The organism is Pantoea sp. DY-17, assembly GCF_019795975.1.
Taxonomy (GTDB): domain Bacteria; phylum Pseudomonadota; class Gammaproteobacteria; order Enterobacterales; family Enterobacteriaceae; genus Pantoea; species Pantoea leporis.
The window spans coordinates 418,702-433,143 of the sequence record NZ_JAIMIG010000002.1; the positions used below are offsets into that span (position 1 = coordinate 418,702).

The window sequence follows — 14,442 nt, forward strand, 5'->3', positions numbered from 1 at the left end:
CAATCCGGCTCGTTACTGGCTGTTAAGGAAAACCGCATCATGTCAGGAAAACCGAAAACAGCACGGTTCAGCGCCGTGCTGAAGGCTCTTTTTCTCGGTATCTGCTGTCTGCTGGTCGGCTATCTGCTCGTGCTGATGTATGCAAAAGGTGAATATCTGTTTGCGCTGGTGACGCTGATTATCAGCGCCGTCGGCATCTGGATTTATGCCAATCGTCGCGCTTACGCCTGGCGCTATGTCTATCCCGGACTCGCCGGTATGGCGCTGTTCGTACTGTTTCCCCTCGCCTGTACCGTGGCGATTGCCTTTACCAACTACAGCAGCACCAACCAGCTGACGCTGGAACGTGCGCAACAGGTGTTGCTGAGCCGTCAGTATCAGGATGGTTCGGCGCTGAACTTCTCGCTGATCCCGGCGGGCGATCGCTGGCAGCTGGTGCTGACCGAAGCCGCCAACGGGCAAACCTTCGTCTCGCCTGCGTTCGCTTTTGGCGGATCGCAAAAGCTGAAACTCACTAGCGCCCCGCCACCGCCGGGCGAACGCGCCACGCTGCGCATCGTCACCACCAATCGCCAGGCGCTGAACCAGATTCAGGCCGAACTGCCGGATGGTCGTATGGTGGTGATGAGCTCACTGCGTCAGTTCTCCGGTACGCGGCCATTGTATGTACTGCAAGCCAACGGCGACCTGAAAAATCAGCAAAGCGGCGCGCTTTATCAGGCCAATCGTGAAAGCGGTTTCTATCAGAACAGCAGCGGCGAGGCGCTGAGTCCGGGCTTTACGGTGAATACCGGCTGGAAGAATTTCATTCGCGTGTTTACCGATGAAGGGATTCAAAAACCGTTTCTGGCGATTTTTGGCTGGACGCTGCTGTTTTCGTTTGTGACGGTGATTCTCACCGTGGCGGTCGGCATGGTGCTGGCTTGCTTAGTGCAGTGGGAAGCACTGAAAGGCAAAGCGGTGTATCGCGTGATGCTGATTTTGCCCTACGCCGTGCCCGCGTTTATCTCGATACTGATCTTCAAAGGCTTGTTTAACCAGAGCTTCGGTGAAATCAACGTGATGCTGAAAGCGCTGTTTGGCTTCCAGCCCGCGTGGTTCAGCGATCCAACGCTGGCGCGCACCATGCTGGTGATCGTCAATACCTGGCTGGGTTATCCCTACATGATGATTCTCTGCATGGGGCTGCTGAAAGCGATTCCAGACGATCTCTATGAAGCTTCGGCGATGGACGGCGCCGGGCCGCTGCAGAACTTCTTCCTGATTACCCTGCCGCTGCTGTTGAAGCCGCTGATGCCGCTAATGATTGCCAGTTTTGCCTTTAACTTTAATAACTTCGTGCTGGTGCAGCTGCTGACCAACGGCGGACCGGATCGTATCGGCACCACCACGCCAGCGGGTTACACCGATTTGCTGGTCAATTACACCTGGCGCATTGCGTTTGAAGGCGGCGGCGGTCAGGACTTTGGTCTGGCGGCGGCGATTGCCACGCTGATCTTCCTGCTGGTAGGCGCGCTGGCGGTGATCAATCTTAAAGCCGTTCGGATGAAATTCGATTAAGGAGACGTTATGGCTATGGTGCAACCCAAATCGCAAAAGCTGCGTCTGTTGATGACGCACCTGCTGCTGCTGATGTTTATTGCGGGAATTCTGTTTCCGCTGCTGATGGTGTTCGCCATCTCACTGCGCGCCGGTAACTTCGCCACCGGCTCGCTGATCCCGGAGCAGATTTCCTGGGAACATTGGCAGCTGGCGTTAGGTTTCAGCGTGGAGCACGCCGATGGCCGCGTCACGCCGCCGCCCTTCCCGGTGCTGCTGTGGTTGTGGAACTCGGTGAAAATCGCCGCCATCAGCGCGATTGGCATTGTGGCGCTTTCCACCACCTGCGCGTATGCCTTTGCGCGCATGCGTTTTGCCGGGCGCGCCACGCTGCTTAAAGGCATGCTGATTTTCCAGATGTTCCCGGCCGTGCTGTCGCTGGTGGCGCTCTATGCGCTGTTTGATCGCTTGGGACAATATCTGCCGTTTATTGGCCTGAATACGCATGGCGGCGTGATCTTTGCCTATCTCGGCGGCATCGCCCTGCACGTCTGGACCATTAAAGGCTATTTCGAAACCATCGACGGTTCGCTGGAAGAAGCCGCCGCGCTGGATGGCGCCACGCCGTGGCAGGCGTTCCGGCTGGTGCTGTTGCCGCTCTCGGTGCCGATTCTGGCGGTGGTGTTTATTTTGGCGTTCATCGCCGCCGTCACCGAAGTGCCGGTCGCCTCGCTGCTGCTGCGCGATGTGAATAGCTACACGCTGGCGGTCGGCATGCAGCAATATCTCAACCCGCAAAACTATCTGTGGGGCGACTTTGCCGCGGCGGCGGTGCTCTCTGCAATTCCGATTACGCTGGTGTTCCTGCTGGCCCAGCGCTGGCTGGTCAGCGGCCTGACGGCTGGTGGCGTGAAAGGCTAACCCGTTTATTATCCTCCTTCCTCAATGTTCACTGCAGTTGAGGGTTTTGGCGGCCTTAGGGCCGCTTTTTTTATGGGTGTGGGGTTATTACAGATCCTTTTGTCACCCGATATAGACTGAATCAATGCGGTCGCGTCAAATTTGGTTAGGGTTTCCGAGTAGTAGAGGCCGCGATCATCTTCTCAAACAATAGGTGTAACGGGTTGAAAAATGAATGTTGCGCTCATGCGACGCTGTGTTTGGAATTTATCAAAAGCGTCAATCGGGCTGACATTTTCCAGATTGCTAAAGTTGAGCCGTTCAAATAAATAACGTTCAATACGTGAGGATAGGATGTATTCATCATTTAAGTGCCCGGTCTGTTTACTGATTCGCTGAGTAAAGCCGCTAATGATAACGGTATTAAATGGCAGCGCGCAAAAAGCCATACCAGCCAGCCGCAATACGATACCGTGCACATGCAAAGCATAACGTTCTCGCATCGCCTTTTGTGACAACTCTTTTTCAATAATCTCTGTTCCACGGGCATTCACCCGTACTGATGAAGTAGGCAGCATTTCATATTCTGGCAAATCTACTTCAATGAGAATTTCAGATGTGGAGGCATTCACCTGAAACGACACCAGCGTCTCGCGTGGCCAGTCTGCAGCTTGAATGACTTCGGACAGAAGTGATTCGAAATAGCTGTTATCGGTGGCGAATTGCGATTCAATATTTGCCAACTTGCTTGCAATCTTCTTTTCATGTTCAGCCGCATCGAATTTCCAGTTAGCGTATAGCTCCGCCCAGCGCTGACGCATCGCCTGATATCGCTTCAGAGAAAGTTCGTTTTCCTGTTCGCACTCTTTTACTTCTCGTTGCCATTGCTCAATATTACGTGTTTGCCGATCCTGGCGAGCAGAAGCTGATTCAAATATTCGTCCAATAAGACCACGACCTTGATTGTCTTCAGGTTGTTCAGGTGCAATAAGAGGAACGGGCTTTTCGGGACGGACAGGTGCAGGCACATTGTAGGGCTGCAACATCAACTGCCGATAATGCGCTTCGAGCTCGGAGTAGGAATGCCCCGTACGAGGATCAGGTGTAAGGAGATAGATATTCACAATATCGTCTACAGCCTGATTAAGCGCTTCCACCTCTTGCTCAAGCTCTTGCCGTAAATAGGGATCCTCTTGTCGAGAAGCATTGCGTTTTCTGCTCGCTGCACTTGCTCGATCTAAACGAGTTCGATAGCTCAATCCCGTCCCTGGAAGTCCCAGATTGGCATAAGTACCGCGTTTGCCGAACGAAACGGATGCCCCTCGCGGCCCAACACTCATACTCGCACCCGAGGAGCTCAGGTTCATCCTTACACCGGGAATAATGCTTATCGATTTTCGAAATCTAAACCCCATGTTATTAACCATTCCTTTTGATTATTGAGTAAGGGTAAAAAATTGCCATTTTTCCCGGCTTAAGATGGCGATAAGATAGCCATCAATGTTGTCTAGCCAACCGTAAATATATCGTTATTCGAGTGCGGCTGAATGAAATTATACAGAACTTTATTGCCCAAGCATTTTTGAATACAGGTCGTAATTTTCCTCATCAAAGCAGACCAAATTGACTTGCTCGATATTGGCGTTCTCACGCAAACACTGATCAATCACGGCTAGTGCGATTTCAGCCGCCAGCACTTTCGGAAATCTGTATATACCAGTACTGATATTAGGAAACGAAACGGTTTGAATACCGTATTCTTCTACCAGTTTAAAACAGCTCAGATAGGCATTCTTTAACAGCGTTTCTTCGTCATGTCTTCCGTCATGCCAGTGTGGGCCAACGGTGTGAATGACGTACTTTGCTGGCAAATCACCCGCCGTGGTGATCACTGCATCTCCGACTTTACAGCCACCTTGTCGATTCCTGATTTTCTGACATTCAGCCAAAATCGCTGGTCCGCCAGCACGGTGGATGGCGCCATCAACTCCGCCGCCGCCCAGCAAGGAGGTGTTGGCGGCGTTCACAATGGCTTCCACTGGGACTTTGGTTATATCGTCTTTAAGCAATACTATTTTGTTCATGTATTTCTAATCCTCGGCGTCAGCAATCTTAGCCAAAAGCTAAGCAATCATCCTCTCGTTCCATCCATCCTTAAACACAATATTTCCATCCACGTATTTCCATGTGATCGTTTCATATCGTAGCTCAATATTTTCCAGATGCGTGCTGGTCTGGCCGTTTGGCAGCAGAGCCGGTGAAATGCTGGAGATTTTGACGTTATCCAGGTGGATATTAAAATACTCAACCTCAATGCCCGCTTCGTTAATTCGGTACATCTTGATGGTCGCAGATTTCAGCGTTCTGCACTGACACAATGCTCGAAACAGCACCGGCGTTGTTCTATCAAACTCCTTTTGAACGGATATCGGTGCATGAATCCGTGTGGCTGTCAGCCTTCCGGTGTGCGGATCCACCGGGATGGTAATATTATGCATGACCGAATTGAGCTCTATCGAACCGAGGCGGGTTGGCATCATGCACGAACCCACAATTGGCGAACCACTTTCATCTTCTAACCAGAGATGTGCTGGAGTTGACATATTAATTCCTCTGAATTTAACGAAATTTATAAACAGAAATTATTAGCGTGAGAAGATACACAAGGCCCACGCTCATTATTCCACTCTCGGGATAGAAATAAACTTTAAGCACACCAAATACGAGCGCACATAAAACCGGCACATAGATGCATAACAGCATTTTAAATTGTGCTACCAACCATCTCTTAAAACACCCCCTCATATTTCACTCCAACCTACTCGTATACAAGCCTAAAGAGCATAATGTCTCAGCACGCTAAACATGCTCTATTTCAGCCTTAAATTTAACGACATTTGTAGATAACAAATGACAGAGAGCACAGATAAAATATCCCTACACCTAACATACTGCTATCTGGGAAAAAGTAGATTTGTAGCAACGCAAAAATTATTGTTAATACTATCGGCACGTATGTGCAGATCAGGAATTTCGATTCTGATATTAACCATTGCTTTAAAAATTTCTTCATCATTTCCCCACTAACTTCATCAATACTTCAGCGACTTCGTAATCTGAAAGCCATTGATTTTTTAGCGCACCAGCCCGCATGAATGAAGGTTCAATAAGGAAATACATCATTTCGAGTTCTCGCATATACAATGCGTGGTAAAAAGGAGGGTGCATTATTTGCAAGCGCTTTGCGCTGTCTGCTGCGTTTTGAACTATGGCATAAATTCCCAATACTGACGCTGCCGCGCCAACTGCAGTACCAACATTACGGCCAACAGGAAGCGTTATATTCATCCCCAGAACGACAGCCATAGCCGCTCCAGCACCAAATGCGCGAGTAGTGAGTGTGCTGGCTGCAATGTGAATGTTTGCTCGCATTAGATGAATTTTAATTGCTTCGAGTTGGCGATAAGATCTGCCTTCAAGCTGATAGTCTATGTAGGTTTGCAACAGTGCAAAAATAATATCTCTGTCTTTTATTAACCGAACGACTGCTTTTCTAAAACGATTATCTTCCAGCATCTGATTTTTACAGACGTCCATGTATTCATCAGTAAAGCACGATGCATAAAATGAAAGCCGGGTCGCCCCTTTATTGATCTTACTGACCTGATCGGAAACTGCGTCAATAACACCGGAAACGGCATTGTCGAGCTTTTCTGCCAGAATCCTTTGCGCCTGAAGCTGCCGTATCACCGCATCACTGTGGTACATATATATCCCTATAGTTAATCCTGTTAACCATGCAAACTATAGGGGAATAATAAAATTCAGTGAAGCGAAAATTTAGCCAGTTGTGATCCCTATTCATAAAAAAAACCGCACTTACCAGTGCGGCTTACTCGTTTAACTAAAGAATTTTCTGAGAAAGACCCGTAAACGCAATATCCATTATTTATCACGCAACGATCCCATTATCTCCCCATCACGGCGGCGATAACCTAACAATCTAACTCAACTTCACCAGCCCAATCGTTTTCTCAATTACCATTAAAATCAGCACCGCGAAGATAATAAAGATCACCGAAATCGCATTCACCGTAGGATCGAAAGTCTGATCGACGTAATTAAATACCCGAACCGGCACGGTGATGGTGTCTGGCGCGCTGAGAAACAGGCTCACGGAGACTTCACCAAACGAAGTTACCGCCGCAAATACCGCTCCGGCCAGAATGCCGGGCTTAATGAGCGGCAGCGTGACGTGGCGAAACGTATACCAGCGCCCCGCGCCCAAACTCATCGATACCGCTTCGAGCCGCTTATCCATTGCCGCCAGGCTCACGCTAACGGTGCGCACCACATACGGCAGCGCCACCACCACATGGCCAATCACCAGCCCGCTGATCATCCCGGCGATGCCCGCCGCCGTCAGCACATAGAGCAACGCAATACCCAGCACCACTTGCGGAATCATCAGCGGCGACAGAATAAACGCCTGCAAGGCTTCGCGATAGCGGAACTCCAGCCGCGCCAGCGACCAGGCGGCAAACGTACCCAGCACCACGGTGATTGGCGTGACGATCACCAGCAGCAAGGCGCTGATCCACAGCGACGCGATCCAACCGTCATCCTGTAAAAGCGCGCTAAACCAGCGCAGCGAAAATCCCTGCGGTGGAAACTGCGGATAGGGTTCCGGGCTAAACGCCGAGAGCACAATCACCAGCACCGGCAGCGCTAAAAAGGCGTAAATCACGATGCCCGCCAGCGTCACGCCGAACTGCGTCAGCCGCTGCGCCAGGCTTTGCGTGTTATCCATGATTTTTCTTCTCCCAGCGTTTCAGGAACGCGCCCGCAATCCCGGCGACAATCAAGGTCATCACCAGCAACGTCAACGACAGCGCCGCCGCCAGCGGCAGGTTAGCGATCTGCATCGCCTGCTGATAAATGGCAATCGGCAGCAGCGGCTGTAAGCGCCCACCAATCAGCAACGGCGTGATGTAGCTGCCCGCCGCGAGGGAAAAGACGATGATGAAACCGGTCAGCATGCCGGGCAGCGTCAAAGGCAGCACCACACGGCGGAAGGTCATCGCGGGCGTAGCACCCAGACTCATCGCCGCCAATCGCAGCGAGGGCGCGATTTCATTCAGCGAGGTAATCAGCGGCAGCACGGCAAACGGCAGCATCACCTGCACATAAGCGATGATCACCGCATTCATGTTCCACAATAGGCTCAGCGGCTGTGGAATCAGGCCGGTGAACAGCAGGAAGCCGTTAATCAAACCGTTCTGCGCCAGCAGCACAATCCACGCGAAGGTGCGGATCACCACGCTGGTAAGCAGCGGAGAAATCAGGATCACATACAGCAGCGTGCGCCAGCCGCGCCGCTGCGTCGTCACCAGCAGCCACGCCGCCGGCCACGCCAGCAGCACGGTAATCGCGGCGGTGAGCAACGACACCCACAGCGTGGTCCAGAGCGCGTGCAGATATTGCGCATCGGCAAACACCGTTACATATTGCGCCAGGCTGTAACCGGGCAGCGGATTGAGCAGGCTATCAACGTTGGTCAGGCTTTGGTCGAACAGCAGCAGCAGCGGCACCAGCAAAAACAGCAGCAGAAAAAGTAGCGATGGCGTCAGCAGCAGCCAGGGAAACAGATTACGCGTAGCGATCTTCATCAGGCGCGCTCCTGCGCGGGCAGCACGATGACATCCGCCGCTTGCCAGTGCAGATAGCAGCGATCGCCCGGCGCGGGCAGCTGTGAAAAGTGCGCTTCTGCGGGCTGCACGCGGATCTCGCCGCCGCCCGGCAGCTGGCACACCAGCCGCAAGGTCGCACCGGCAAAACTCACTTCTTTCACGCTGGCGACGCTGCCGTTGCTGGTAAATTGCTGCGGCTCAGTGGAGAACTGCACGCGCTCGGGACGCACAATCAGCAACGATGAGGCACTTGCCGGTTGCGCGGCGCTGAGTTGCAGCGCTGATCCGGCGACAACAAAGTGATCGCGCGCCCGGTAAAGTCCGTTGTGCGCAGAGGCATGGAACAGATTGGCCTGTCCGACAAACTCCGCGACAAAGCGATTCGCCGGTTGGCGATAGAGCGCGGCGGGTGCGCCAATCTGCTGCAGCTCGCCCTGCCCGAGAATGCCAATGCGATCCGACAGCGTCAGCGCCTCTTCCTGATCGTGCGTCACCAGCACCGTGGTGATGCCAACACGCTGCTGCAACGCGCGCAGTTCGTCCTGCATCTCCTTGCGCAGGCGCGCATCGAGGTTCGACAGCGGTTCATCCAGCAGCAGCACCTGCGGTTCAATCGCCAGCGCGCGCGCAATCGCCACGCGCTGCTGCTGTCCGCCGGAAAGCTGATGCGGCATGCGCTGCGCCAGCCCTTCCAGTCGCACCTGCTTTAGCGCTTCGGTGACACGACGCTGCTGTTCGCTGCGCGATACTTTGCGCACCTTCAGCCCGAACGCGACGTTATCGCCCACGCTCAGATGCGGAAACAGCGCGTAGTTCTGGAACACCATGCCGATGTGGCGCTGATACGGCGGCAGCGCGGTGACATCCTTGCCACCAATCAACACGCGCCCGTTATTCGGCGACAAAAATCCGGCGATGATATTCAGCAGCGTGGTTTTGCCGCAGCCGCTCGGCCCGAGCAGGGAGAAAAACTCGCCCTGCTCGATGGTGATGCTGACGTCATTCAGCGCGCGATGGTTATCAAACTGCCGCGCTACGCCGTCAATGACGACTGAACTCATTTGGCACCACCCAGCGCCTGGCTCCAGCGACGCGTCCAGTCCGCCAACTGCGGCGTGGCGGTGCTGTAATCAATCCAAATCAGTTTGCTGTAGGCCTCTTCGCCCACTTTCACCTGCTTCTTCAGGTTGTCACTGTACTGCACGTCTTTGTTGGTCATGCCATACAGTGATTTATCCGAGAAGGCTTTCTGCACGTCAGGCGCAGACATGGCGTTAACCACTTTATAGGCGTTGGCGAGGTTCGGCGCGCCCTTTGGAATCACCCAGTTCGCGGCACCGACAACCGGGCCATCGGATGGATAGACGAAATCGACTTTCATGCCTTGCTGCTTGAGCGCAAACACGCGGCCATCCCAGTACGGCACCACCCACGCATCGCCACGCTCCAGCAGGGTTTGAATCGCGCCCGGACTATCCGGGAACGCCACCGCGTTGCCGCGCAGTTCCGCCAGTTTGGTGAAGGCTTTATCCACGGCGGCAGGCTGATTGAGTTCGCCGCCCAACGCGTGTACTAAGCCCGCGAAGAACTGCAAACCGGCGGCGTAGGTCGGCGATGAAATCGCTACGTGGCCTTTGTATTCCGGATTCCACAAGTCGAGCCAGCTTTTCGGCGAGGTTTTCACCAGATCGCTACGATAAGCGAGGCCGAGCTGGCCGAGGCTGAAAGCGGCGGCGTAGGTTTGATTGTTATACACAAAGCGCGACTGCACGCTCTTATACAGATTATTCAGGTTGGGAATATCTTTGGCATCCAGTGGCTGCAGCAAGCCCGCCGCCTGCGCGCGCTGCACGGTATCGGGCTGGAACACCACCACGTCATACGGCGAACGACGGCCTTTGGCGGCGCGCAGCTTGGCAAACCATTCGGCATCCGCGCCCGGCACTACGGTCAGCTTCAGGTGATTATCTTTGGCAAACTGCTCCAGACCGGACGCGCGGATATTTTTCTCCCAGTCACCGCCGTAAACGCCAACGATCACCGAGTCTGTGGTTTCAGCCGCGCTCGCCGCACCGCTGATCAACATGCCCACCAGCGCGGTGAGCAGGATTTTTTTGTTATTTAACTGGCGCATGGCCATCTCCTGGTATTGAGGTAATTGACGCTGAAAGTTCACTCTCCAGCGCGCGCAGCGCAGCGGCAAACACCTGGCGCGCCGTCGCGATAGCTGGAGAAGTTGAACGAGGAAAATCTGCCGGTAACTGCGCTAACGCGGCGGCAAACACCGCAGAGCGATGGCGCTGGCGTTCGGCCGGACTGAGTGGATAAAGCAGCTGATTGAGCCGCGTCAGCACATCGCCCTCAAACAGCGTTTGCCAGTTCTCGCGCGCCGCGCCGAAGGAAGATGACGCCGCACGCGGTTGGCTGCGCAAGGCGGCGGTGGCCGCGGCATCAATGCCGTGATCGGTAAACACCACGCCATAGTGCTGCGCCGCGTCGGCGTGGCTCAGCAAATGGTTATCGACATCGTTTTGCACCGCCAGCGCATCGCGCTTGAAGGGATCGCCCCAACCGCCGCCGCCGGGCGTTTGCAGCAGCACTTCGTCACCGGCGTTGACGCTCAGCAGATCGATCTTGCCGAGCGGTTGACCGCCCGCGACATCAGGATTAAGCGTCAGCCTGGTCGATTCCCCCGGCTGGCCGCCCTGCACGCCCCACGGCTGGAACAGCATGCGCTCCATGCCGCGCGCCAGCAGCGTGCTGTCATTTTGCAGAATGCGCACGCGGATCTGCTGGCCCATGCCGCCACGCCATTGTCCTGCGCCGGCAGAACCGGGGCGCAGCGCGTACTGGCGGATTTCGATATGGGTTTCCGCTTCCACCATCTCCACCGGATTGTTCGCCAGATTCGAGATGCTGTTGTCGCGGCCGTCGATGCCGTCATGCCCCAAGCGCGCCCCGCCACCACCGACCAGCGGTTCGATCACCTGCACATTTTGCTCGCGGCCATTGCGCGCCACTTCGGCGATCACCAGCGGAATAATGGTGCCACCGCTGGCGGCGGGCATTACGTCCGGCAACGGCTGCCCCAGCAAACCGTTCAGCAGATCATTCACGCGCACCGCCGCCGCATGGCGTACGCCAACTGCCGCCGGATAGTGCGGATTGACCAGCGATCCGGCGGGCGCAAACAGCGTCACCGGCGCGAGTAAACCGGCATTCAGCGGCACGCCTTTGTCCAGCGTGCACACCAGCGCCAAAATGCGCAGCGTCAGCCACGCATGTGGATCGCCGTGGCTGGGAATGTTGATCGCCGCCGCCACCTGCGCATCGCTGCCGGTGAAATCGAGATGCACATTGCCATCGTTAAAGGTGGCGGTGATGGCGAGCCGCACCGGCAAGCCGCTGCCGGCGGCGTCATCGAGGTAATCTTCAAACTGATAAACGCCGTCGGGAATGCGGCGCAGCACCTGGCGCGCGCGAATGGCCGAATATGCCTGCAAATCCTGCTGCGCCTGCACCACGTTGGTAACGCCATGCTGCGCCACGATGCGATTCAGGCGATCGCGACCGGCATTGAGCGCGGCCAGCATCGCCTGAATATCGCCAGCAATCGCCTCCGGCGTGCGGCTGTTGGCGGTGAGAATGTTCATCACATCACGATTGAGTTCACCCGCACGCACCAGCTTGACCGGCGGAATTTGCAGCCCTTCCTGATAAATATCGCTGTTGGTCGGCGAGATGCTGCTCGGCACGCGCCCGCCAACGTCGGAGGCGTGTAAAAAAGCCCAGCCCCACGCCACCAGTTCGCCATCGACGAACCACGGCGCCAGCACCTGCAAATCTGGCAGATGCGTCGCCAGCCCGCGCGAGCGCCAGGGATCGTTAGTCAGAATCACATCGCCGGGCGCAACCTCGCCGACCGCCTGAATCGCGGTTAGCGCGTTCAGCCCGACAAAACCGGAAACGCCAATACCTTTCGGATAGGCAAAGAAGCGGCCTTGCAGATCAGCCACCGCGCAGCAAAAATCGGCGGTTTCCTTGACGTACAGCGTGCGTCCGGTGCGCTGCAGGATGTGGCACATCTCTTCGGTGAGCGCGGTGAGTTTTTGGTTGAGGATTTCGAGAGTGATGGCATCCAGTTTCATGCTGCGTCTCCCGTTACACGCGCAATCAACAGATTGCCGCTGCTATCGGTGCACGCCGACCAGCCAGGCAAGATCAGCGTGGTGGTATCCTCTTGTTCGATCACCGCCGGGCCGTGAATGTGGCTCTGCTTGCCGATGTTCACACGTTGCCAGATGCGCGCATTCACCCAGCCGCCGCGCAGATAAAGTGGGCGCGAAACTGGCTCATCAATCTCATTCTCAGAGTTAAAAGTTTTATCGGTAGGGCGCGGCAGCGCGGCGTTCAGCGACAGGCGCAGCGTGGTGAGTTCAATGGCCGCGTTAGGCGTGTTAAAGCCATAACGCTGCTGATGCAGCTGCTGAAAACGTTCCAGCAGTTGCTGATGCGTGATGCTTGCCGGGCTGCCGAGAGTGACGCTGAGTTCGTAGGCCTGTCCGGCATAGCGCATATCCGCTTCCACCCGATAATGGGCGCGCTCGCTGAGGCGGCTGGCCTGTTCGGCAAACCACTTTTGCGCCAGCTGATGCAGCTCCGCAACGGTGGCGGCGATTTTGCCGTAGCTCTCCGCTGTAACGTTGATGCGCAGGCTGCGCACAAAGTCGCGGCGGATATCAGCGCTGATCGCGCCCTCGGCGCAGAACGTGCCGGGACGCAGCGGCACCAGAATGCGGTTGATGCCCGCCTCTTCGGCAAAGAAGTTGGCGTGGGTCGGGCCCGCGCCGCCAAAGGGAATCAGCGTCAAGCCATCGGCGGTCAATCCGCGCTGCGCCAGCGCTTTGTTCAGTTCGGTCGCCATCTGCGCGGTGGCTACTGCGATAGCGCCGCTTGCCACCTGTTCGGCCGCCAAACCTAACGTTTCGCCCAATTCGCTGAGTGCGCGAAGTGCGGCGGCGTGATCCAGCGTGATGGTGCCCGCCAGCGCCGCGTCGGCGGATAAGATGCCGCTCACCAGATAGCAATCGGTGAGCGTGGGTTGCGTGCCGCCGCGCTGATAGGCTACCGGGCCCGGATCCGCGCCCGCACTTTCTGGGCCAACCTTGAGAATGCCGAAATCATCGACATGCACGATGGAGCCGCCGCCGGCACCAATCGCCGATACGCCCACCACCGGCAGAATCAGCGGCAGGCCGCCAATCTCGGTGCGGTTAACGCGTTCGATTTCGCCCTGCTGCGACAGCGAGATATCGCTGCTGGTGCCGCCCATATCAAAGGAGACAAAGCCCGTTCCGGACGCCAGATGCGCCGCAGCAATCACGCCGGATGCCGGTCCGGAGAGCAGCGTGTCCACCGGGCGCTGATGCGCGGCGTCCAGCGGCAGCACGCCGCCGTTGGACGCGGTGATCAATAAGGGAACGTCAATCGCCTGCTGCGCCAGTAAATCGCCTAGCCGGTTAAAGTAGCGCTGCATCAGCGGCTGAATATAGGCGTTCAGCCCGGCCACCAGCGTGCGTTCATATTCACGAATCTCCGGCCACAGCTGCGCCGAAGAGAGCACCGGCACAGCGCCTAACTTTGCGGCCAGCGCGCTTGCCAGTTCCGCTTCACGCGTGGGATTGGCATAACCGTTGATGGTCACCAGCGCCACCGCGCTTACCTTAAGTTGCAGAACCTCGGATGCCACCATCGCCAGTTCGGCCTCAGTTGGCCACTGCGTCACTTCACCGGCGGGACTAAACCGCGCCGGGATCTCCAGCACGCGCTGACGCGGTAAAAAAGGCGGCTCGCGGTCGGCATGAAAATCAAAGGAGGACGGCATGCGCGCACGCGCGATCTCCAGCACATCGCGGAAACCGGCGCTGATCACCAGCGCGATATCCGCGCCGCGCCGCTGGATAATGGCGTTGAGGCCCAGCGTGGTGCCGTGCAATACCAGCGACAGCGCGCTGGCTGGCAAACCGCTTTTCAGCAGCACGGCGCGCAGCCCGTCACTCACCGCCAGCGCGGGATCGGCGGGCGTGCTGGGCTGTTTATGGAAAAAGCGTTGCTGGCGTTGCGGATCAAATAAAACAAAATCGGTAAAGGTTCCTCCGACATCCACGCCGACTGTCGCTCCGGCTGCGGGGCTGTTATCCACCTTAATTCTCCTGCATTACTGGTGACTTAGCGTCGTAGGGCGTTAATCTCCGTTGCTTTGCCATGCAATACGAGCAACAAAAATAGCTAAGCTTTGCAGGAATGCGCATGA

Annotated in this window: 12 protein-coding genes; 2 read left to right on the forward strand and 10 right to left on the reverse strand. The window is 55.9% G+C overall.

The features are described 5' to 3' along the window. The first annotated feature begins 39 nt into the window (after window positions 1-39). Together malF and malG are read left to right on the forward strand one after the other, a co-directional pair. The gene (gene malF / locus K5Y33_RS12310; protein WP_222234097.1) at window positions 40-1,560 is read left to right on the forward strand and encodes a maltose ABC transporter permease MalF; all 1,521 of its coding nucleotides are present in this window, start codon (window positions 40-42) and stop codon (window positions 1,558-1,560) included. A 9-nt stretch (window positions 1,561-1,569) separates the two neighbouring features. Continuing rightward, window positions 1,570-2,460 carry a maltose ABC transporter permease MalG gene (gene malG, locus K5Y33_RS12315; RefSeq protein ID WP_008110659.1) on the forward strand — a complete coding sequence of 297 codons (891 nt, stop codon included), beginning with the start codon at window positions 1,570-1,572 and terminating at the stop codon, window positions 2,458-2,460. Window positions 2,461-2,642: 182 nt separating this feature from the next. Here the strand turns inward: malG and K5Y33_RS12320 are convergent, their stop codons facing one another. The 10 genes from K5Y33_RS12320 to K5Y33_RS12365 all read right to left on the reverse strand — a co-directional run bounded on the left by K5Y33_RS12320 (window position 2,643) and on the right by K5Y33_RS12365 (window position 14,331). Next, complete coding sequence (locus K5Y33_RS12320) at window positions 2,643-3,854, reverse strand: DUF4236 domain-containing protein (RefSeq protein ID WP_222234098.1); 1,212 nt, start codon at window positions 3,852-3,854, stop codon at window positions 2,643-2,645. Window positions 3,855-4,004: 150 nt separating this feature from the next. Further along, on the reverse strand, window positions 4,005-4,523 hold the full coding sequence (locus tag K5Y33_RS12325; RefSeq protein WP_101761282.1) for an O-acetyl-ADP-ribose deacetylase: 519 nt from the start codon (window positions 4,521-4,523) through the stop codon (window positions 4,005-4,007). Between the two features lie 39 nt (window positions 4,524-4,562). Further along, on the reverse strand, window positions 4,563-5,042 hold the full coding sequence (locus tag K5Y33_RS12330) for a type VI secretion system tube protein TssD (RefSeq protein ID WP_222234099.1): 480 nt from the start codon (window positions 5,040-5,042) through the stop codon (window positions 4,563-4,565). Window positions 5,043-5,511: 469 nt separating this feature from the next. After that, window positions 5,512-6,207 (reverse strand): hypothetical protein, encoded by a 696-nt coding sequence (locus K5Y33_RS12335; protein ID WP_222234100.1) that lies wholly within the window; start codon window positions 6,205-6,207, stop codon window positions 5,512-5,514. Window positions 6,208-6,442: 235 nt separating this feature from the next. After that, entirely contained in the window at window positions 6,443-7,249 is an 807-nt protein-coding gene (locus K5Y33_RS12340; RefSeq protein ID WP_217547923.1) for an ABC transporter permease, read from the reverse strand. Next, window positions 7,242-8,108, reverse strand: coding sequence for an ABC transporter permease (locus K5Y33_RS12345; protein ID WP_061720430.1), 867 nt, complete (start codon window positions 8,106-8,108; stop codon window positions 7,242-7,244). The genes K5Y33_RS12340 and K5Y33_RS12345 overlap by 8 nt, the downstream gene beginning before the upstream one ends. Continuing rightward, on the reverse strand, window positions 8,108-9,190 hold the full coding sequence (locus tag K5Y33_RS12350; RefSeq protein WP_222234101.1) for an ABC transporter ATP-binding protein: 1,083 nt from the start codon (window positions 9,188-9,190) through the stop codon (window positions 8,108-8,110). The genes K5Y33_RS12345 and K5Y33_RS12350 overlap by 1 nt, the downstream gene beginning before the upstream one ends. Continuing rightward, complete coding sequence (locus K5Y33_RS12355) at window positions 9,187-10,263, reverse strand: PotD/PotF family extracellular solute-binding protein (RefSeq protein WP_222234102.1); 1,077 nt, start codon at window positions 10,261-10,263, stop codon at window positions 9,187-9,189. The genes K5Y33_RS12350 and K5Y33_RS12355 overlap by 4 nt, the downstream gene beginning before the upstream one ends. Continuing rightward, window positions 10,247-12,277, reverse strand: a complete 2,031-nt coding sequence (locus K5Y33_RS12360; RefSeq protein WP_222234103.1) for a hydantoinase B/oxoprolinase family protein — start codon at window positions 12,275-12,277, stop codon at window positions 10,247-10,249. Before K5Y33_RS12360 ends, K5Y33_RS12355 begins: the two co-directional genes overlap by 17 nt. Further along, window positions 12,274-14,331 carry a hydantoinase/oxoprolinase family protein gene (locus K5Y33_RS12365; RefSeq protein ID WP_222234104.1) on the reverse strand — a complete coding sequence of 686 codons (2,058 nt, stop codon included), beginning with the start codon at window positions 14,329-14,331 and terminating at the stop codon, window positions 12,274-12,276. The genes K5Y33_RS12360 and K5Y33_RS12365 overlap by 4 nt, the downstream gene beginning before the upstream one ends. Window positions 14,332-14,442: the final 111 nt, after the last annotated feature.